Annotated in this window: 17 protein-coding genes; 12 read left to right on the forward strand and 5 right to left on the reverse strand. The window is 67.7% G+C overall.

Annotated features, from left to right (window positions below; genetic code table 11):
* The first annotated feature begins 57 nt into the window (after positions 1 to 57).
* Genes QUE68_RS09060 through QUE68_RS09070 form a run of 3 tightly spaced genes read left to right on the forward strand, consistent with a single transcriptional unit; the run spans position 58 to position 6,058 of the window.
* Positions 58 to 4,941, forward strand: coding sequence for an NAD-glutamate dehydrogenase (locus QUE68_RS09060; protein WP_286275448.1), 4,884 nt, complete (start codon positions 58 to 60; stop codon positions 4,939 to 4,941).
* The gene (locus QUE68_RS09065; RefSeq protein WP_455013054.1) at positions 4,941 to 5,384 is read left to right on the forward strand and encodes an acyl-CoA thioesterase; all 444 of its coding nucleotides are present in this window, start codon (positions 4,941 to 4,943) and stop codon (positions 5,382 to 5,384) included. The genes QUE68_RS09060 and QUE68_RS09065 overlap by 1 nt, the downstream gene beginning before the upstream one ends.
* Entirely contained in the window at positions 5,381 to 6,058 is a 678-nt protein-coding gene (locus QUE68_RS09070; RefSeq protein ID WP_286275449.1) for a hypothetical protein, read from the forward strand. The genes QUE68_RS09065 and QUE68_RS09070 overlap by 4 nt, the downstream gene beginning before the upstream one ends.
* A 13-nt stretch (positions 6,059 to 6,071) precedes the next feature.
* On the opposite strand, the gene QUE68_RS09075 is transcribed toward QUE68_RS09070, so the two are convergent.
* Positions 6,072 to 6,467 carry a globin gene (locus QUE68_RS09075; RefSeq protein WP_284225660.1) on the reverse strand — a complete coding sequence of 132 codons (396 nt, stop codon included), beginning with the start codon at positions 6,465 to 6,467 and terminating at the stop codon, positions 6,072 to 6,074.
* 163 nt (positions 6,468 to 6,630) lie between these two features.
* Between QUE68_RS09075 and QUE68_RS09080 the strand changes: the two genes are divergently transcribed.
* The 3 genes from QUE68_RS09080 to QUE68_RS09090 are packed head-to-tail and all read left to right on the forward strand — an operon-like array spanning position 6,631 to position 7,992.
* Positions 6,631 to 7,275: an HNH endonuclease gene (locus QUE68_RS09080; protein WP_284225661.1), complete on the forward strand. Its 645-nt coding sequence runs from the start codon at positions 6,631 to 6,633 to the stop codon at positions 7,273 to 7,275.
* Between the two features lie 26 nt (positions 7,276 to 7,301).
* Positions 7,302 to 7,523 (forward strand): aa3-type cytochrome oxidase subunit CtaJ, encoded by a 222-nt coding sequence (gene ctaJ / locus QUE68_RS09085; protein WP_284225662.1) that lies wholly within the window; start codon positions 7,302 to 7,304, stop codon positions 7,521 to 7,523.
* Between the two features lie 16 nt (positions 7,524 to 7,539).
* On the forward strand, positions 7,540 to 7,992 hold the full coding sequence (locus QUE68_RS09090; protein WP_284234709.1) for a DUF5130 domain-containing protein: 453 nt from the start codon (positions 7,540 to 7,542) through the stop codon (positions 7,990 to 7,992).
* A gap of 87 nt (positions 7,993 to 8,079) precedes the next feature.
* Here the strand turns inward: QUE68_RS09090 and QUE68_RS09095 are convergent, their stop codons facing one another.
* From QUE68_RS09095 to pepN, 3 genes are all read right to left on the reverse strand, one after another.
* Complete coding sequence (locus QUE68_RS09095) at positions 8,080 to 8,220, reverse strand: hypothetical protein (protein WP_284225664.1); 141 nt, start codon at positions 8,218 to 8,220, stop codon at positions 8,080 to 8,082.
* A 220-nt stretch (positions 8,221 to 8,440) separates the two neighbouring features.
* On the reverse strand, positions 8,441 to 8,815 hold the full coding sequence (locus QUE68_RS09100) for an HNH endonuclease (RefSeq protein ID WP_284225665.1): 375 nt from the start codon (positions 8,813 to 8,815) through the stop codon (positions 8,441 to 8,443).
* 49 nt (positions 8,816 to 8,864) lie between these two features.
* Positions 8,865 to 11,477, reverse strand: coding sequence for an aminopeptidase N (gene pepN / locus QUE68_RS09105; protein ID WP_284225666.1), 2,613 nt, complete (start codon positions 11,475 to 11,477; stop codon positions 8,865 to 8,867).
* 324 nt (positions 11,478 to 11,801) lie between these two features.
* On the opposite strand from pepN, the gene QUE68_RS09110 reads away from it, so the two are divergent.
* Positions 11,802 to 12,422, forward strand: coding sequence for a mycothiol-dependent nitroreductase Rv2466c family protein (locus QUE68_RS09110; RefSeq protein WP_284225667.1), 621 nt, complete (start codon positions 11,802 to 11,804; stop codon positions 12,420 to 12,422).
* 17 nt (positions 12,423 to 12,439) lie between these two features.
* Here the strand turns inward: QUE68_RS09110 and QUE68_RS09115 are convergent, their stop codons facing one another.
* Positions 12,440 to 14,020 (reverse strand): molybdopterin-dependent oxidoreductase, encoded by a 1,581-nt coding sequence (locus tag QUE68_RS09115; protein WP_284225668.1) that lies wholly within the window; start codon positions 14,018 to 14,020, stop codon positions 12,440 to 12,442.
* A gap of 90 nt (positions 14,021 to 14,110) precedes the next feature.
* Between QUE68_RS09115 and QUE68_RS09120 the strand changes: the two genes are divergently transcribed.
* From QUE68_RS09120 to QUE68_RS09140, 5 genes are read left to right on the forward strand one after another with little or no spacing between them, the layout of a single operon-like run.
* Positions 14,111 to 15,517 (forward strand): purine-cytosine permease family protein, encoded by a 1,407-nt coding sequence (locus QUE68_RS09120; RefSeq protein WP_284225670.1) that lies wholly within the window; start codon positions 14,111 to 14,113, stop codon positions 15,515 to 15,517.
* Entirely contained in the window at positions 15,514 to 15,954 is a 441-nt protein-coding gene (locus QUE68_RS09125) for a nucleoside deaminase (RefSeq protein ID WP_284225672.1), read from the forward strand. Before QUE68_RS09120 ends, QUE68_RS09125 begins: the two co-directional genes overlap by 4 nt.
* Before the next feature lie 28 nt (positions 15,955 to 15,982).
* A complete protein-coding gene (locus QUE68_RS09130; protein WP_284225673.1) occupies positions 15,983 to 16,936 on the forward strand; it encodes an isopenicillin N synthase family dioxygenase in 954 nt (317 codons plus the stop codon).
* 22 nt (positions 16,937 to 16,958) lie between these two features.
* A complete protein-coding gene (locus tag QUE68_RS09135; RefSeq protein ID WP_286275450.1) occupies positions 16,959 to 17,432 on the forward strand; it encodes a ribose-5-phosphate isomerase in 474 nt (157 codons plus the stop codon).
* Positions 17,433 to 17,435: 3 nt separating this feature from the next.
* Positions 17,436 to 18,230, forward strand: coding sequence for an Fpg/Nei family DNA glycosylase (locus QUE68_RS09140; RefSeq protein ID WP_286275451.1), 795 nt, complete (start codon positions 17,436 to 17,438; stop codon positions 18,228 to 18,230).
* The last annotated feature ends 18 nt before the right edge of the window (positions 18,231 to 18,248 follow it).

An 18,248-nucleotide genomic window follows, 5' to 3' on the forward strand; every position in this document is an offset into this window, starting at 1 on the left:
GTGTCACATCCGCGCGTGCCAGCGTCGGTGCGCGGGCGTGAGGCAGGAGCGATCGGCATGACGACGGTGAATCCTGGGGCTCCAGGTCGGCAGCACGGCGATGGTCCGTCCGAGACCGCCGTGATCGACACCGGGGGCACCAGAGACCTCGCGGAGGCGTATCTCGCGACGCGTCGGGGGCCGCTCGGTGACGCCGCTGTCGTCGACACCACGCTCTCGGTGCCGCTGGACTCCTCGAGTCGATCCGTCTCGTCTGCGCTGCTCGCCGCACACGCACGCGTTGGCAGGCAACGCTCCACGGGTGACACCAAGGTCGAGGTCTACCCGGCCGGGGATGCCGACGGGGTCGGCCCGGCCATCCAGCTCGTCACCGATCAGGACGCGATGCTGATGGACACCGTCACGGTGCTCCTGCACCGGCTCGGCGTCGCGTACACCGCGATCATGAACCCGGTCCTCCGCGTGCGCCGCAACCCGGCCGGGGGACTGCTGGACGTCCGTCCCGCGTCTGCTCCGGACGCACCGACGGACGGCATCGACGAGACCTGGATTCACGTGCAGCTGTCGCCGTCGGCGGATCCCAAAGCCGTCGCCGAGGCGGTCGCGCTATTGCCGAGCGTGCTGGGTGACGCCCGTCAGGTGGCGCTGGACTCCGCGGCTCTCAACGCCGCGCTGGTCGTCCTCGCCAGCCAGTTGGACTCCGACCGCGACGGGCACTTCCCGTCCTACGACCGGCGGGACGTGGCGGCGCTGCTGCGCTGGCTCGCCGCCGGCCACTTCGTCCAGCTCGGATACCAGCGTTGTTCGGTCGCCGACGGCGTGGCCACCGTCGAACCGTCCAGCCGGCTGGGCGTACTCCGGCTGCGGACCGACGTGCTCCCACAGCTCACCGGGCCCGACGATCTGCTGGTGCTGGCCCAGGCGACCATGCCCAGCTATCTGCGCTACGGCGCGCATCCCCACATCGTGGTGGTCCGCGAGACGGTGCCCGGCGAGACCACCGCCATCGAGCACCGGTTCGTCGGGCTGTTCACCGTCGCCGCCTCCAACGCCAATGTGCTCGAGATACCGCTGATCTCGCGTCGTGTCCACGAGGCCCTCGCCCTGTCCCACGGCGACAGCAGCCATCCCGGTCCACTGACGCTCGACATCATCCAGACGATCCCGCGCTCCGAACTGTTCTCGCTCAGTTCCCGGCAGCTCCTCGACATGGCCACCGCGGTCGTCGACCTGGGGTCGCGCCGCCGCGCACTGCTGTTCCTGCGTACTGACCAGCTCTCGCACTTCGTCTCGTGCCTGGTGTATCTGCCCCGCGACCGATACACCACGGTGGTCCGACTCGGGATGCAGGACATCCTCGTCCGGGAACTGGGTGGCGAGAGCATCGAGTACACCGCGCGGGTCAGCGAATCACCTTGGGCCGTGGTGCACTTCACGGTCCGGCTCCCCGACGCCACCAGAGCCGGTGACGTCGACACGTCGCTGGACAACGAGACCAGAATCCAGAATCTGCTGACGGAGGCCTCGCGCACCTGGGCCGATCGCCTGATGGGCGCGGTCCCGACGGGCGCCATCGCCCGCGCCGATGCCGAGCATTACGCGGCGGCCTTCCCCGAGGTCTACCGCCAGGCGTTCAGCCCGCACGACGCGATCGGTGACATCGCGATCATCGAAGAGCTGCACGATGATTCGGTCAAGCTGGTCTTCGCCGACGGAGGTGAGGGCCAACCGGCGAACCTCACGTGGTATCTCGCCGGCAGATCGGCGTCGCTGAGTGTGCTGCTGCCGATGCTGCAGTGCATGGGCGTGGTCGTGCTCGAGGAGCGTCCGTTCTCCGTCACCCGGGCCGACGGGGTGCCGGTGTGGATCTATCAATTCAAGATCTCGCCGCAGAAGTCGATGTCGGAGGAACGGGACCCGGCCGAGCGCGAAGCGACCGCCACGCGTTTCGCCGATACGGTCACCGCGATCTGGCACGGCAGGGTGGAGATCGACCGGTTCAACGAGCTGGTGATGCGCGCCGGCCTGACCTGGCAGCAGGTCACGGTGCTCCGGAGCTACGCAAAGTACCTGCGGCAGTCGGGTTTTCCCTACAGCCAGTCCCACATCGAGGCCGTGGTCAACGACAACCCGAAGACGGCGCGGGCGCTCGTCGAGCTCTTCGAGGCACTCTTCGATCCCGAGGACGCCGCCCCCGATGGAGACAAGAAGCGCGATGCCTCGGCAGCCGCCAACGCCGTCGCCGTGGGCATCGACGCGCTCGTCAGCCTCGACACCGACCGCGTGCTGCGGGCGTTCGCATCGATGATCCAGGCCACGCTGCGCACCAACTACTTCGTCACCCGACCCGGGTCGGCCCGCAGTCAGGACGTGTTGTCCATCAAGGTGAATCCCGGCCTGATCGACGAATTGCCGCTGCCGCGGCCCAAATACGAGATCTTCGTGTACTCACCGCGGGTCGAGGGCGTGCACCTGCGGTTCGGAAACGTGGCCAGGGGTGGTCTGCGGTGGTCCGACCGCCGTGAGGACTTCCGCACCGAAGTTCTCGGATTGGTCAAGGCGCAGGCCGTGAAGAACGCCGTGATCGTGCCCGTCGGCGCGAAGGGCGGCTTCGTCCTGAAGAACCCGCCGGCCCCGACGGGCGATGCCGCCGTCGACCGCGACGCGCACCGTGACGAGGGCGTGGCCTGCTACCGGCTGTTCATCTCCGGACTCCTCGACGTCACCGACAACGTGGACACGGCATCCGGGGTCGTGACGCCGCCCGCCGGTGTCCTCCGTCGCGACGGCGATGACGCCTACCTGGTCGTCGCCGCCGACAAGGGCACCGCGACCTTCTCCGACATCGCCAACGAGGTCGCCAAGTCCTACGGCTTCTGGCTCGGCGACGCCTTCGCCTCCGGCGGGTCGGTCGGCTATGACCACAAGGCGATGGGCATCACCGCCAAGGGCGCGTGGGAGTCGGTGAAGCGGCACTTCCGCGAGATGGGGCTCGACACCCAGACCGAGGACTTCACCGTGGTCGGCGTCGGCGACATGAGCGGTGACGTCTTCGGCAACGGCATGTTGCTGTCCAAGCACATTCGACTCGTCGCGGCGTTCGACCACCGTCATGTCTTCCTCGATCCGAATCCCGATGCGGCTTCGTCGTGGGCAGAGCGGGAGAGGATGTTCGCGCTGCCACGGTCCAGCTGGGACGACTACGACCGCAGCCTGATCAGCGAGGGCGGCGGCGTATACAGCCGGGAGCAGAAGTCGATCCCGATCAGCGCGCAGGTACGCACCGCGCTCGGCTTGGCGGACGACGCCGAGGAGATGACGCCGCCCGCGTTGATGAAGGCGATCCTGCAGGCGCCGGTCGACCTGTTCTGGAACGGTGGCATCGGCACCTACGTCAAGGCGGAGATCGAGTCGGACGCCGACGTCGGCGACCGCGCCAACGATGCGGTTCGCGTCAACGGAAATCAGATGCGCGCCAGGGTAATCGGCGAGGGCGGCAACCTCGGGGTGACTCAGCGCGGCCGCATCGAGTTCGAGCTCAACGGTGGTCACATGAACACCGACGCCCTCGACAACTCGGCCGGGGTGGACTGCTCCGACCACGAAGTCAACATCAAGATCCTCGTCGATTCCCTCGTCACCGGAGGGCAGGTGGGTGCCGAGGAGCGCACCCCGCTGCTGATGTCGATGACCGACGAGGTCGGTGCGCTCGTGCTCGAGGACAACGCCGCCCAGAACGACCTGATGGGCACAAGCCGGGCCAATGCCGCCCTTCTCCTGCCGGTGCATGCCCGGCAGATCAGGGCACTCGCCACCGAACGCGGGTTGAACCGGGAGCTGGAGGCGCTGCCTCCGGAGAAGGAGATCCGCAGGCGCCGCGAGACCGGGTTGGGGCTGACGACGCCCGAGCTCTCGACCCTGATGGCCTACGTGAAGCTCGCGCTCAAGGATCAGTTGCTGTCCAGCGAACTGCTCGACCAAGAGGTGTTCGCCGCCCGGCTGCCCGAGTACTTCCCACGACAGCTGCGGGACCGATTCGGCCCCGAGATTCGTACCCATCAGCTGCGCCGGGAGATCGTCACGACGATGTTGGTCAACGACCTCGTCGACACCGCGGGCATCAGCTACGCGTACCGCGTGGCGGAGGACGTCGGGGTCGGACCGGTCGACGCGGTGCGGGCCTACGTCGCCACCGACGAGATCTTCCGGGTGGGCGACGTCTGGCGGCAAATCAGGGCCGCGGGCGCCGCCGGGGTGCCGGTCGCCGTGACGGACCGGATGACGCTCGATCTGCGCCGCCTGATCGACCGCGCCGGACGGTGGCTGCTCAACTACCGGCCGCAACCACTGGCCGTTGGCGCGGAGGCCAACCGCTTCGCCGCGAAGGTGGCCGACCTGACCCCGCGGATGATGGAGTGGCTGAGGGGTGACGACCGCGCCATCGTGACCAAGGATTCGGGCGACTTCATGGCGCAGGGCGTCTCCGAGGAACTGGCGATGACGGTCGCGACGGGGCTGTATCAGTACAGCCTGCTCGACGTCATCGACATCGCCGACATCGTCGATCGGGATCCCGTCGAGGTCGCGGATACGTACTTCACGCTGATGGATCATCTGGGGGCCGACGGCCTGCTCACCGCGGTGTCTCGCCTGGCCCGAGACGATCGTTGGCATTCGTTGGCGCGCTTGGCAATCCGCGATGACATCTATGGCTCGCTGCGGGCCCTGTGCTTCGACGTCCTCGCCGTGGGTGAGCCCGACGAGACCGGCGAGCAGAAGGTCCAGGAGTGGGAGTTGTCCAACAGTTCCCGAGTCGCCCGGGCGCGTCGCACGCTCAACGAGATCTACGAGGACGGCGAGAAGGACCTCGCGACGTTGTCGGTCGCTGCCCGACAGATCCGCAGCATGACCAGGACGAGTGGAACGGGAACGACGGGTTGATGGATGAGCCGCTTGCGCGAAGACAAGACGGCCCCGTGAGGTTCACGACGCCGGTGCCCGTGCGCTGGTCGGATATCGACATGTACCAGCACGTCAACCACGGCACCATGGTGACGATCCTCGAAGAAGCGCGGGTGCCCTTCCTCACCGAACCCTTCGCAGATGACTTCGACACCATTGGGTTGTTGATCGCCGAGGTCCGCGTCATCTACAAGGGTCAGCTACGACTCGCGGATTCGCCTCTCCAGGTGACGATTTGGGTGAATCGCCTGCGTGCCGTCGACTTCACCCTTGGCTATGAGGTGCGGTCGGTGCTGGCCGATCCCGACTCCAAGCCCGCCGTGATCGGTGAGTCGCAGCTGGCGGCGTTCCACATCGAGGAGCAGCGCCTGGTCCGACTGGCGCCGCACCACCGCGAGTATCTGCAGCGTTACCAGCGATGAATGGCGAGCGCGGGCTGTGGCTCGACGATGCCGCCCACCGGGAGGACCTGGCGACGTTCGTCGAGAGGGCGATCCGTCTCGACACCGCCAGCGTGGTGCGATTGCGTGAGCGCGAGGCCGGGCAGGTCGTCGCTTGGCTCGCAACGGGTTTCGACGTGCTTGCGAGTCGCGTGGTGGGGGGCCGGGTGTCGCCCGCCGATCTCTCCGCCGGCGCCGATGCGCTCGCGTTGGCGCTGCAGTCGATGGACCGCTCCGGATACGTCGATCCAGGCTTCGCGATGGACTCCGCCTGGCGCGGAATGCTGCCCCCGGCAACGGGCTTCGTACACCTGGACGACGTCCCCGCGCGCGTGGTGCTCGATCTCGCGCAGCGCGGCGTCGCACTGGCCAAGGAGTACGGCAGCGCACATGGACCGCCCGCGTCGTTGCTCGACCAGGAAGTCGTCTCGGTCAGCTCCGGGGACACCCAGGTCGGCATCCCAATGCGCTGCGTCTTCACCTTGACCGCAATGGGCTTCCTGCCTCAGGCGAAGACGGCCGACCAGTTCGCGCCCGAGTCGGTGGCTCCCGACGAGGTGGTGCGGGTGCGGGTGCACCCGACGTGGCTGCGCGTCGACGCCCGCTTCGGTACGGTCTACCGCCGTCGCGGCGACCCCGCCGTCGTCCTGCGCTAGCGGGGCTGGGGCGTCAGAACGGCGAGTTGACCATCGAGTGAGCGGCCATCTCCAGGTAGTTCAAGAGCACCTGGCGGTGGGCTTCGTCGAGGGTCTGGGCATCGATCTCCCCGACGGCGGTGTGCATGCACCTCAGCCAGGCGTCGCGCTCGAACGGACCGACCTTGAACGGCGCGTGGCGCATGCGCAGACGCGGATGGCCGCGTTGATCGGAGTAGGTCCGTGGCCCACCCCAGTACTGCTCGAGGAACATGCGAAGTCGCTCCTCGGCACCGTCGAGATCGTCGTCCGGGTACAGCGGTCGCAGGATCTCGTCATCACGCACGAGTTGGTAGAACCGCGACACGAGGGTCCGGAACGTCTCGGCACCGCCGACTTCGTCGTAGAACGACGTGGTTTGTTCCGTCACGGGTCCATTGTCCCTTCCGGTGGGCAGGAGCGTAGCGACCGGGGCGATGGCCGCACGAATCGCGGGGCGTGTCATCGGATGTTCACCGAGGTGACCAGCGAACACGGGCAAAATTGTCGTGCGGTCGGCGCCAAATCATGGTGCACTGTGTCACGGAGGATCTATGTCGCAGCGAAGGAGGAGCCGCGGACATTTGACCGCGGCGGGTTCAACTGGCGCCTCGGTGCTTGCTGCGCAGACCCTGCCCCTCGCGGGCGTCGATACCCGTCCGCCGACCCATGACAGCAGCGTTTGGGGCCGACGCAGGGTCTTGTTGCTGAATTCCACCTACGAGCCACTCGCGGCGTTGCCCGCTCGGCGCGCCGTCGTCATGCTGCTGTGCGGCAAGGCCGACGTCGTCCACGCCGACCCGACGGGTCCGGTCATCCACTCCGCGACGCGGGCCATCCCGTTGCCCTCGGTGATCCGGTTGCGTTCCTTCGTGCGGGTGCCATACCGGGCGCGGGTGCCCATGACCCGGGCGGCCCTGATGCACCGCGACAGGTTCCGCTGCGCGTACTGCGGAGCCAAGGCCGACACCGTCGACCACGTGGTCCCGCGCAGCCGCGGCGGGGCCCACTCCTGGGAGAACTGCGTGGCCGCGTGTGCGGGGTGCAACCACCGCAAGGCCGACAGGATGCTCTCCGAGTTGGGCTGGGCGCTGCGGACGACACCGCTCCCGCCGAAGGGCCAGCACTGGCGACTGCTGTCGTCGGTCAAGGAACTCGACCCCGCTTGGGTGCGATATCTGGGTGAGGGCGCGGCCTGAGGGCCCCTTGCGATACGGTTTGCGACGTGAGCACTGCACTGACCCACTCGCTGCTCGGCGGAGTTCCGCTGTTGGTCGCGCTGGTACTGGCCGCACTGATATATCGGCGCAAGGGTCCGCACCCCGTGACCTACAAGCTGTCCGAAGAGTGGACCCACGAACCGATCCTCTGGGCCGCCGACGAACCGGCCGATCACGGCCATGGATCTCATCTGACCGTGGGAGGTGGCGCAAGTGGTAAGTGGTAGTGAGTCCTCGACCGAGATTGCGAAGAGGGAATCAGAGGTCCTTCCCTACGGATACGCCTACACCTCGAGTGGGCGGATCTCCGGCGTCACCGAACCCGGTGAGCTGTCGGTGCACTACCCGTTTCCCGTCAAGGACCTCGTGGTCCTCGACGATGCGTTGAAGTACGGCTCGCGTGCGGCCCAGGCCCGGTTCGCGGTGTACCTCGGCGGACTCGGTGACGACACCGCCGCCACGGCCAGGGTGATCTTGGCGAAGGTGCCCACGCCCGACAACGCGGTGCTGCTCGCCGTGTCGCCGAACCAGCGGGCCATCGAAGTGGTCTACGGCTCCGAGGTCAAGGGCCGCGGAATCGAAGAGGCGGCCCCGTTGGGCGTCTCAGCCGCTGCCGCGTCCTTCGCCGAAGGCAACCTCATCGATGGGTTGATCAGTGCGGTGCGGGTGCTCAGCGCTGGCGTCTCGCCCCGCTGACCGGCACCCTGCACGCTCAGCGACTGCCCCGGAGACGACGAAGCCGGTGACCTCGGCGGTCACCGGCTCGGAAGAACTCGTCGTATCTCAGGCGTTCGCGTCGTGGCGCTGTGCGATCGCCAGCAGTTCTTCGCGAACCGTCGAGTCGGGAAGGGCGTAGATCCGCGCGTAGAGGCGGCGCCGGTTCATCGTGCGGGTCAGGTCTTCACGAATCTGCGCGAAGGACATCGTTTTACTCCTTTGTTGTGCTCCGGATCACAGAGCAGGGTTTGCTGTGTGCCAGCCGACATGGGATCGTCCTACCGGCTGACTACTCGATGATCCCGTGTTAACTCCATGTAAATCAAGCCCTGACGTGTGATCTTGCGCTCACTCGGCGCGCTCGAGGCGACGGCGCGTAGCTCCTCGGCCGCGAAAGTTGCCTGAATTGAGCAGGTTGGGACGTTTGCTAGAAGTCCGTCGCAGTCAGGTCGGTTGGTGTCTGCGCGAGTAAATCGGCCCTGATCCGCACATAGCGTTCGAGGAACGCGCGCTCGTCGAGTCGCTTGCGGCGGAGCCACCCGGTCACCTCGTCGTTGCACTTGCTGGCATTGCAGGCAGCGCAGGCGGGTACGACGTTGTCCACGGTGTACCGCCCACCACGGGAGATCGCCATGACGCAGTCCCGCTGCAACGGACGATCGGTGGCACCGCAGTAGGCGCAACCGCCCCAGGCCTCCTTGGCGGCGGTCCACTGCGCGGGGGTGAGGTCGTTCACCACGGCCGCGACGCGTCGGGTCCGTCGGCGCGCGGCACGCGCCCTGCGACTATTGGTGGCCGCCATGGCGCGAGCCTAGGCGACGAAACGCCGAAATCCGGTTAGGCCAACCGTCTCAGGCGATGTCGAACGCGCGCGCCCGCAGCGCCCGCTCCACTCCTGCCCGTCCCTCTACGACGAGTCGACGCAGCGCAGGCGGCACCTCACCGGCGAGGAAGGCCTCGGCGGCGTCCAGCCCGGCTTGGCTCACGTCCGACGAGGGATACAGCCCGATCACCACGGTCTGGGCGACCTCGCTGGATCGCCGCTCCCAGACGCCGAGGATGGCGTCGAAGTACTTGGCGGTGAACGGCTGCAGCAACGCGGCCTGGCCAGGCTGGCCGAACCCGTTGACGATGGCTCTGGTGGTGATGTTGGCCAACGTGTCGTCCTCGATCACCTGCTCCCACGCCGCGTTCTTGACCGCTTCCTGCGGGCGTGCGGCCGACGCCGCTGCCGCGTTGCGCCGTCCGGCAGCGGTCGGGTCACGCTGGGCCTCGGCGTCGATGAACGGTGTGGCCGTTCCGTCGTCGTCGATGTCGCCGCCGGCGGCCAGCGCGGTCACGATGCGCCACCTGAGGTCGGTGTCGATGGTCAGGCCGGGGAGACCGCTGTCCGCGGGGTCGGTCACAGGCTCTTCGCGCGAGCGCTCATCGACGTCGAGCAATCCCGCCAACACCGCGGTGTGGCGCAGCGACAACGCCGACGTGCACAGGGCATTCACGTATGCCAGCTGGAAGTCCGAACCCGGCTCGGCCGCGCGGGCCAACTCGAGGAGCCGGTCGGCGAACGCCGGCCAGCCCTGCGAGCAGGCCCAGTCCGGGTCGGCGTAGGCGTTCAGCGCGGTCTGCGCCTGCAGCAGCAATCGCTGGGCCACCCCGACCTCGGTCTCGGCCTGCACGCCGCCCTTGACCAGTTCGACGAAGTCGCGGGCCTTCATCTCGGCCTCGCGGGTCATCTCCCAGGCGGCCGACCACGCGAGCGTGCGCGGCAGGGAGTCGGCGATGTCGGCGACGCGGGTCAACACCGTCTGCAGCGACTCGGGGTCCAAGCGCAGCGAGCAGTACGTCAGGTCATCGTCGTTGACCAGGATCAGCTGACCCCGCGAAACTCCTTGCAGTGCAGGGACATCAGTGCTCGAACCTTCGACGTCGAGCTCCTCGCGGTGGGTGCGAACCAGCTTTCCCGAGCCGTCGTCGTCGTAGATGCCGACCGCGAGCCGGTGCACGCGGGTCTCGCCAGCACCCGGCGCCGCGCCGCTCTGGTTGATCGCGAACCGGGTGAACCGACCGTCGCCGTCGACGTCGAAGTCTGCGCTCAGGGTGTTGAGGCCGGTGGTCTTGAGCCACTGCCGGCCCCAGTGCGAAAGGTCGCGTCCGGACGACTTCTCCAGCGCGCCAAGCAGATCGCCGAACGTGGCGTTGGCGAACGCGTGGTCGCGGAAGTAGTCACGCAGGCCGGCGAGGAATGCCTCGAGGCCGACGTACGCGACGAGTTGCTTCAGGACGCTCGCGCCCTTGGCGTAGGTGATGCCGTCGAAGTTGACCTCGACGGCGTGCAGGTCCGGGATGTCGGCAGCCACCGGGTGGGTCGACGGCAACTGGTCCTGCCGGTACGCCCACGACTTCTCGACGTTGGCGAAGGTGGTCCACGCCGCGGTGTATTCCGTTGCCTCGCTTTGGCACAACACCGAGGCGAAGGTCGCGAACGACTCATTGAGCCACAGATCGTCCCACCACTGCATCGTGACCAGGTCGCCGAACCACATGTGCGCCATCTCGTGCAGCACGGTCTCGGCCCGCCGCTCATAGCTGTAGCGCGTGACCTTGCTCCGGAAGACGTAGTCCTCCAGGAACGTGACGGCGCCGGCGTTCTCCATGGCGCCCGCGTTGAACTCGGGAACGAACAACTGGTCGTACTTGCCGAAGGCATAGGGCACGCCAAAGTTCTGGTGATAGAAGCCGAATCCCTGCTTGGTCTCGGTGAACAAGCGCTCGGCGTCCATGTATTCGGCGAGTGACCCGCGGCAGAAGAGGCCGAGCGGGATGTCGCCGTGCTCGTCGGTGTAGACGTCGTCCCACCGGGCGTACGGACCGGCGATCAGGGCCACCAGGTAGGTACTCATCCGCGGCGTGGTGGCGAACGTGTGCACTGAGACATTCCCAGCCGACTCGACGTCACTGGTGGCGCCGTTGGAGATGACCTGCCAGTGCGCGGGCGCGGTGACCGCCACGTCGAAGGTGGCCTTCAGGTCGGGCTGGTCGAAACACGCGAACATCCGCTTGGCGTCGGCGGTCTCGAACTGCGAGTAGAGGTACACCTCCTCGTCGACCGGGTCGACGAAGCGATGCAGGCCCTCACCGGTGTTCGAGTAGCGGCAGTCCGCCTCGACGACGAGCACGTTGTGCTCGGCCAGGCCCACCAACGGGATGCCCGTGGCTTCGTCGTAACCAGAGACGTCGACGTCGATGCCGTTGAGCGTCGCACTGCGCACCGCGTCGGCGGAGATGTCGATGACGGTGTCCGCGCCCACGAGCGCGTCGAACGTCACTGTCGTCGTCGATCGGAACGTCCGCTCACCAGGCCCGCCGGAGCCATCGGTCAGATCGAGCCCGATCCGGTAGTTGTCGATGGTGAGGAGCGCCGCGCGCTCGGCCGCCTGGTCGCGGGTGAGGTTGGGAAGTGCCACGTCGAACAACACTAGCCGGGGTCCGACCTGCACCCGCGTCGTCAACCGACACCGGGCCAACGCCGTCGGCCTGCGGCCGGAGACGTGGGCGGCGTTCGCGCGGGTCTACCGGCCCTTGGGGCGAGCACGTCGCCCGCAGCGCCGCGCATCTCGACGAGCCGACCCGAGCGGCCGTCATCGTTGCGCTCGACGCGATGGCCGGCGCGTTCGACACGGTGCGGGCCGCCGTTGACGGTGAGTAGACGCAAAACGGGAACACAGTCGGGGAGTGCATGGTTACGCCAGACGGAAGTCTGTCCCCGTGCCTCCCGAGAGGATCTGATGATGGCCAAGAAGGATGTCGCCGGTTTCTGGTTCGACCCCCTGTGCCCGTGGTGCTGGATCACCTCACGGTGGATCCTCGAGGTCGAGAAGGTGCGTGACATCGACGTCGAGTGGCACGTCATGAGCCTTGCGGTGCTCAACGAGGGGCGCGACCTGCCCGACGAGTACAAGGAAATGATGAAGACCGCGTGGGGCCCCGTCCGGGTCGCGATCGCAGCCGAGCAGGCCAGGGGCAGTGAGATCCTCGCGCCGCTATATACCGCTATGGGCAGCAGGATTCACGACCAGGGCTACCGCGAGTCCGATCCCGACTTCTCCTGGGTGATCCTCGAGTCGCTCGAAGAGGTGGGATTGCCCGCCGAGCTCGCCGAAGCCGCTACCAGCGAGAAGTTCGACGACACCCTCCGCAAGAGCCACCACGCCGGGATGGACGCGGTCGGCGATGACGTCGGCACGCCCACGATCCACGTCAACGGCGTGGCGTTCTTCGGCCCCGTGCTGTCGCGCATCCCGCGCGGCGAGGAGGCGGGCAAGCTGTGGGACGCGTCGGTGACCTTCGCGGCGTATCCGCACTTCTTCGAGCTGAAGCGCACCCGGCACGAGTCGCCCGAGTTCGACTGACGCGCCTCGGGTCAGCGTCAGGCGACGGTGAAGATGATCGACTGCCATCCGGTCGAACCGTCCGGCACGGGCCCGGGGTTGATCAGCCGGAGGCGTTCCTGCGCTTGGGGCACGCCGTCCCCGTCGTAGGCGCGGCAGGTCACGGTGTGCTGCCCGGGTGACAGCGGGGTCGTCAGCCGGAACATGCGCCACGTGTAGGGATTCACCTCGGTGGCCAGTTCGGCGGGGCGCCAGTCCGTCGAGTCGAACTTGATCTCGACACGGCTGATTCCACGGCCCTGCGCCCACGCCGTGCCAGCGATCGTGACCTCGGGCCCGGACACCTGTTGGAACGATCCGGGTGCGTCGATGCGCGAGGAGATCTTGATGGGGACGACGCCGGGTGGCTGGCCGTCCCAGCCCCTCTCCACCCAGTACGGCTTGACGTCGTAGGTCGCCAGTTCCAGCTCCTCGACCCACTTCGTGGCCGACACGTACCCGTAGAGACCGGGGACGACGGTGCGCATCGGGAAACCGTGTTCGGGCAACAGCGGTTCCCGGTTCATGCCGATCGCGAGCATCGCGTCCTTGCCCGTGGCGCGCAGGAGGTCCAGCGGGGTGCCGAGGGTGAAACCGTCGGCGGAGTGCCCGACCAACTGCTGCGCCCCGCCCTTAACCCCGGCGCGGTCGAGCAGGTCCAGCAGCGGCACGCCGATGAAGTTGGCCGTCGAGACGTAGGGCCCGCCGACCTCGTTCGAGACGCACGTCATCGTGATCGTCTTCTCCACCAACGACATCGAACGGATGTCGTCGAAGCTGAACTCGAGCGGCTCGTCGACCATTCCCGAGATGCGCAGCGTCGCGTCCTCGGCCCGCAGCTGTGGCACCTCGAGGTTGATGTCGATGCGGTAGAAGTCCGCCACGGGCGTGATGAACGTCGGTGTCCCGAGTTCGGGGAAGGCCGCGCCGTTGGGGATCGCGGGGGCGGGCGTCGTCGGGACGAGGGCGCCGACACCGCGCCGGGACGCCGCCACGTCGATCCGTCGCGTCAACGCGACACCCCCGGCGCCTGCGACGAGAGCGCCGAGCGCGGCCACCACCGATCCGAGCACGAAGCGTCGCCGTCCCAGCGAGGCGCGGGGCGCCTGCTCCGCGTCGGGTTCGACGGACGCCGGCCGTGGCCGCGCGAGCCGGTGCAACCACCAGAACGTCCCCACTCCGGCGACCACCGAGGCCGCGGGAGCCAGCAGGCTCAACGAGCCGGTCGATTGTTCGTGCACGGCAAGCGCACCTGCGAGTCCTACGACCACCACGGCGATCACCCCCGGCACCGGGCTGCGCCGGGAGATGAGCCCGACGCCGATACCGACGAGCGCAAGCACCACAGCCATGCCGATGAGGAGGGCGGGCTTGTCGTTGGTCCCGAAATTCTCCACGGCGAAGTTCTTCAACGACGTGGGTGTGCGGTCGATGAAGGCGTTGCCGACCGCGAAGAACGGCGACGCCGCCGGCAGTAGAAGCGCCCCCGCCATCAGGTGCCCAGCACCCAGAGCAGCGGTGACCGCGAGGAATCCGGCGGCTGCGGCCCGGGCTGCGGGCAGGTGCGACGTCGTGGTCATGACAGTGATTCGTTGCTGAGGCTCCTTCGGACGTCAATCCAGAGCTCGATTCCGGTTGCGGAGAGGCGCACCTCGGGCGACGGTGTACCCATGACGACGGCCGAGCCCACCACTGACGGTTCCTACCGCGACAAGATCGTCGCGGTCGAACCAGGCGGAAACGAGTTCATCGCCGAGGCCGATCGCCACGGCAAGCCGAGCCAGCTGTTCTGGACGTGGACGTCGCCCAACCTCGAGTTCGCGACGATCTTCGTCGGGATGCTGGCGGTCCTGGCGTTCGGGATGAGCTTCTGGCAAGCGGTCGTCGGCATTGCAATCGGCACCGGGCTCGGGGCGATCGCGCACTTCCTGCTGTCCGCGCGCGGTCCACTGCACGGCGTCCCGCAGATGGTGCTCGGCCGGATGGCGTTCGGCTTCAAGGGCAATGCCGTGCCCTCGGTGCTGATGTCGGTGACCGCCGGCGTCGGCTGGTTCGCCACGAACAGTGTCAGCGGCGCTTTCGCGCTCTCGACGCTGTTCGGCTTCGGACCTCTGGTGGGCCTGATCATCATCGTGCTGCTGCAGACCGGGTTCGCCTTCTTCGGTCACAACCTGGTGCAGGCGTTCGAGAAGTACTCGTTCCCGTTGCTCGCGGTGGTCTTCATCGCCGCCTCCGCGGCCATCTTCATGCACGCCGACCTCGGTGCGCCCGTGGGCGCCGGTGGCGTCGGCGGCATGGGCGGCTTCCTGCTCACGGTCGGCACGTCATTCGGCTACGCGGCGGGCTGGACCCCGTACGCCGCCGACTACACCCGGTACCTGCCGTCGACCGTCTCCACGGCGCGCACCGGCATGTTCGCGTCCGCAGGGCTGTTCATCTCGTGCTTCGTGCTCGAGATCGTCGGCGCGGCATCGGTGACCACCGGTGAGGCCAACCTCGGCGATCCGACCGGATCGTTCACCAGCGAGCTGGCCTCACCCCTGGCCAAGGCGACGCTGCTGGCGATCGCGATCGGCGCCATCGCCGCCAATTCGATCAACATCTATTCCGGCGCAATGGCTTTCGTGACGATCGGGATCAAGCTGCCCGCGCACGTGGCCCGAGCCCTGGTCACGGTGTTCTTCGGGGTCGCTGGGTTCCTGATCGCCTGGTGGGCGCTCCCGGACGCCGCCCACAGCTACGAGGCCTTCCTCTTGATCATCGCCTACTGGATCGGGCCGTGGCTGGGCGTCGTCTTCGCCGACCAGTACCTGCGGCGCGGCCAGAAGATCGCCGGGTACCTGTATGACCGTTCCTACGCCAACTGGGGTGGGTTGGCGTCGTTCCTCTTCGGGCTCATCGTGTCGGTGCTGCTGTTCTCCAACCAGGAGAAGTTCGTCGGTCTGGTGGCGAAGGGCTTACCGGAACTCGGGGACATCACGTTCTTCGTCGGCTTCGTGCTGGCCGGAGGGGCGTACCTGTTGGTCTGCCGCTCCAAGATCGCAGCCGAGCGCGCCCTCGCCACCACATCCGTATGACGCCGCAGGAAATGCTCGACGTTGCCGTCGAGGAGGCTCGAAAGGGTTTGGCGGAGGGCGGTATTCCCATCGGCGCCGCACTCTTTCGCGCCGATGGCGTCCTGCTGGGCAGCGGCCACAACCGGCGGGTGCAGGACGACGACCCGTCGGTACACGGGGAGACCGACGCCTTCCGCAGAGCGGGTCGCCAACGTGACTACCGGTCAACGATCATGGTGACGACGCTCTCGCCCTGCTGGTATTGCAGTGGTCTGGTGCGACAGTTCAACATCGGCGCCATCGTCATCGGCGAGGCGCAGACGTTCAGCGGCGGGCATGATTGGCTGGCCGAGAACGGCGTCGCCGTCACGCTTCTCGAAGATCAGCGCTGTATCGGGATGATGACGGACTTCATCGCGGCGCAGCCGGAGCTGTGGTTGGAGGACATCGGGGAATGATCGGGTGGGCGAAGCTGGATGGGCGACGATGATTGCGACAGTTGATCTCTCGCGTTGGCATGAGGGGGGAGCGGCCGCCGACGCGGTCGCCGCCGAGGTGGACGAAGGTCTGCAGCAGGCGGGGTTCATCCTCGTCACCGGTCACGGCGTCGACAAGGGGCTGGCAGGGGCGGTGCGCCAGGCCAGCCGGGACTTCTTTGCGCAACCCGAGAACGTCAAGCAGCGCTACGGCGTGCCGGTCGGCGGTCACGGCTGGATCGGGCCCGGTGCCGAGGCCAACGGCTACGCCGAGGGCACCGAGACGCCGCCCGATCTCAAGGAGAGCTACAGCCTGGGGGCCGAGACGGCGACCGGTGATCCCGATGTCGACCGAATCTGGTTCGCGCCCAACGTCTGGCCGGCCGAGGTCCCGCACCTGCATGCACTGGTGACCGAGTACACCGCCGCGGTGCGCCGACTCTCCGACGAACTGCTCGCGCTGTTCGCTCGTGCGCTGGGTATGCCGGCCAATCCGTGGGCACTGCTGGCGAACCGACCCACCTGGACGATGAACATCAACCACTACCCGCCCGTCAGCGTCGTCGGGACACCGGAGCCCGGGCAGTTCCGGATTGGTCCGCACACCGACTTCGGCACCGTCACCGTGCTGGACCGTGAACCGGGAGCCGGTGGCCTGCAGGTGTATTCGGAGGTCGGGGGATGGGAGGACGCCCCGTACGATCCCGACGCGCTGACGGTGAACATCGGCGATCTGCTCGAGTACTGGAGCGGGCGACGATGGCCGTCGGGTCGGCATCGCGTGCTCCCGCCCCAGCCCGAGGCGCCCGAGGAGGATCTGGTCTCGCTCATCTACTTCTACGAGGCCAACCATGACGCGATCGTGGCCCCGCTGGAACCGCCGATCGGGAAGGTCGCGGGGTTGCCGCCCGTCACCACGTCGGACTTCATCAAGGAACGGCTCGACGCCATCACGGTCGGCTGAGTCGCCCAGTAAGGTGACCGCCATGCGCGTCTACCTCGGCTCCGATCACGCCGGTTTCGAACTCAAGCAGGCCGTCATCGAACACCTCGAGTCCAGCGGCGACGACCCCGTCGACTGCGGTGCCTTCGCCTACGACGCCGAGGACGACTACCCGGCGTTCTGCATCGCCGCGGCGGAGCGCACCCTTGCCGACCCGGACAGCCTCGGCATCGTCATCGGCGGCTCCGGCAACGGAGAGCAGATCGCGGCGAACAAGGTGCCCGGCGTGCGGTGTGCCCTGGCCTGGAGTGTCGAGACGGCGTCTCTGGCCCGGCAGCACAACAACGCCCAGGTATTGAGCATCGGCGGCCGGATGCACACCGTCGCCGACGCCCTTACCTTCGTCGACGCGTTCCTGACCACCGCGTGGTCGGAGGCGCCGCGGCACCAGCGCCGCATCGACATCCTCGCCGAGTACGAGAAGACGCACGTCGCACCGCCCGTGCCAGGCGCCTAGCCGATGCCCGAGGGGCACACTCTGCACCGGTTGGCACGCTTGCACCAGAAGCGGTTTCGCAAGGCGCCGGTCATCGTTACCAGCCCGCAGGGCCGCTTCGGTGACGCCGCCGAAGCGGTCAGCGGCCGGGTGTTGCGCAGCGCGACCGCCTGGGGCAAACACCTGTTCCACCACTACGAGGGCGGCGCGGTCGTCCACGTCCACCTCGGCCTGTACGGCAAGTTCACCGAGCGTCCGGTACCGATGCCCGACCCGGTCGGACAGGTGCGGATGCGGATGGTCGGCGCCGAGTACGGCACCGACCTGCGTGGGCCCACCGTCTGCGAGGTGATCCACCAGGTCGAGGTCGACGAGATCATCGACAGACTAGGACCCGATCCGTTGCGACGCGCCGCCGATCCGTCCCGCGCCTGGGTGCGAATCAGCAAGTCCCGCAGGCCGATTGGCGCCCTGATGATGGACCAGAAGGTCATCGCCGGGGTGGGCAACGTGTATCGCAGCGAACTGCTGTTCCGCCACCGCATCGAGCCGCACCGGCTCGGCACGGACATCGGCGAGGACGAGTTCGACGCCGCCTGGACCGACCTCGTCGCCCTGATGAAGGTCGGCGTCAGTCGCGGCAAGATCATCACCGTGCGCCGCGAGGACGACAAGGGTCCGCCGGCGAGCCGCCCCGGCCGACCGCGCAGCTACGTCTACCGACGGACCGGTGAACCGTGCCGGGTGTGCGGCACGCCGATCCGCACCGAGGTGATGGAGGCGCGCAACCTGTTCTGGTGTCCCACCTGCCAAGAATGAGTGGCGCGCATCGCCGGC

Origin of the sequence: Mycolicibacterium sp. TUM20985 (genome assembly GCF_030295745.1) — a bacterium.
In the GTDB taxonomy this organism is placed as follows: Bacteria; Actinomycetota; Actinomycetes; order Mycobacteriales; family Mycobacteriaceae; genus Mycobacterium.

Bases quoted from the DNA above. Each gene is read 5' to 3' on its own strand.
- QUE68_RS09060 (WP_286275448.1), top strand. From the start codon at position 58: ATGACGACGGTGAATCCTGGGGCTCCAGGTCGGCAGCACGGCGATGGT.
- QUE68_RS09065 (WP_455013054.1), top strand. From the start codon at position 4,941: ATGGATGAGCCGCTTGCGCGAAGACAAGACGGCCCCGTGAGGTTCACG.
- QUE68_RS09070 (WP_286275449.1), top strand. From the start codon at position 5,381: ATGAATGGCGAGCGCGGGCTGTGGCTCGACGATGCCGCCCACCGGGAG.
- QUE68_RS09080 (WP_284225661.1), top strand. From the start codon at position 6,631: ATGTCGCAGCGAAGGAGGAGCCGCGGACATTTGACCGCGGCGGGTTCA.
- QUE68_RS09095 (WP_284225664.1), bottom strand. From the start codon at position 8,220: ATGTCCTTCGCGCAGATTCGTGAAGACCTGACCCGCACGATGAACCGG.
- QUE68_RS09100 (WP_284225665.1), bottom strand. From the start codon at position 8,815: ATGGCGGCCACCAATAGTCGCAGGGCGCGTGCCGCGCGCCGACGGACC.
- QUE68_RS09110 (WP_284225667.1), top strand. From the start codon at position 11,802: ATGGCCAAGAAGGATGTCGCCGGTTTCTGGTTCGACCCCCTGTGCCCG.
- QUE68_RS09115 (WP_284225668.1), bottom strand. From the start codon at position 14,020: ATGACCACGACGTCGCACCTGCCCGCAGCCCGGGCCGCAGCCGCCGGA.
- QUE68_RS09120 (WP_284225670.1), top strand. From the start codon at position 14,111: ATGACGACGGCCGAGCCCACCACTGACGGTTCCTACCGCGACAAGATC.
- QUE68_RS09125 (WP_284225672.1), top strand. From the start codon at position 15,514: ATGACGCCGCAGGAAATGCTCGACGTTGCCGTCGAGGAGGCTCGAAAG.
- QUE68_RS09130 (WP_284225673.1), top strand. From the start codon at position 15,983: ATGATTGCGACAGTTGATCTCTCGCGTTGGCATGAGGGGGGAGCGGCC.
- QUE68_RS09135 (WP_286275450.1), top strand. From the start codon at position 16,959: ATGCGCGTCTACCTCGGCTCCGATCACGCCGGTTTCGAACTCAAGCAG.
- QUE68_RS09140 (WP_286275451.1), top strand. From the start codon at position 17,436: ATGCCCGAGGGGCACACTCTGCACCGGTTGGCACGCTTGCACCAGAAG.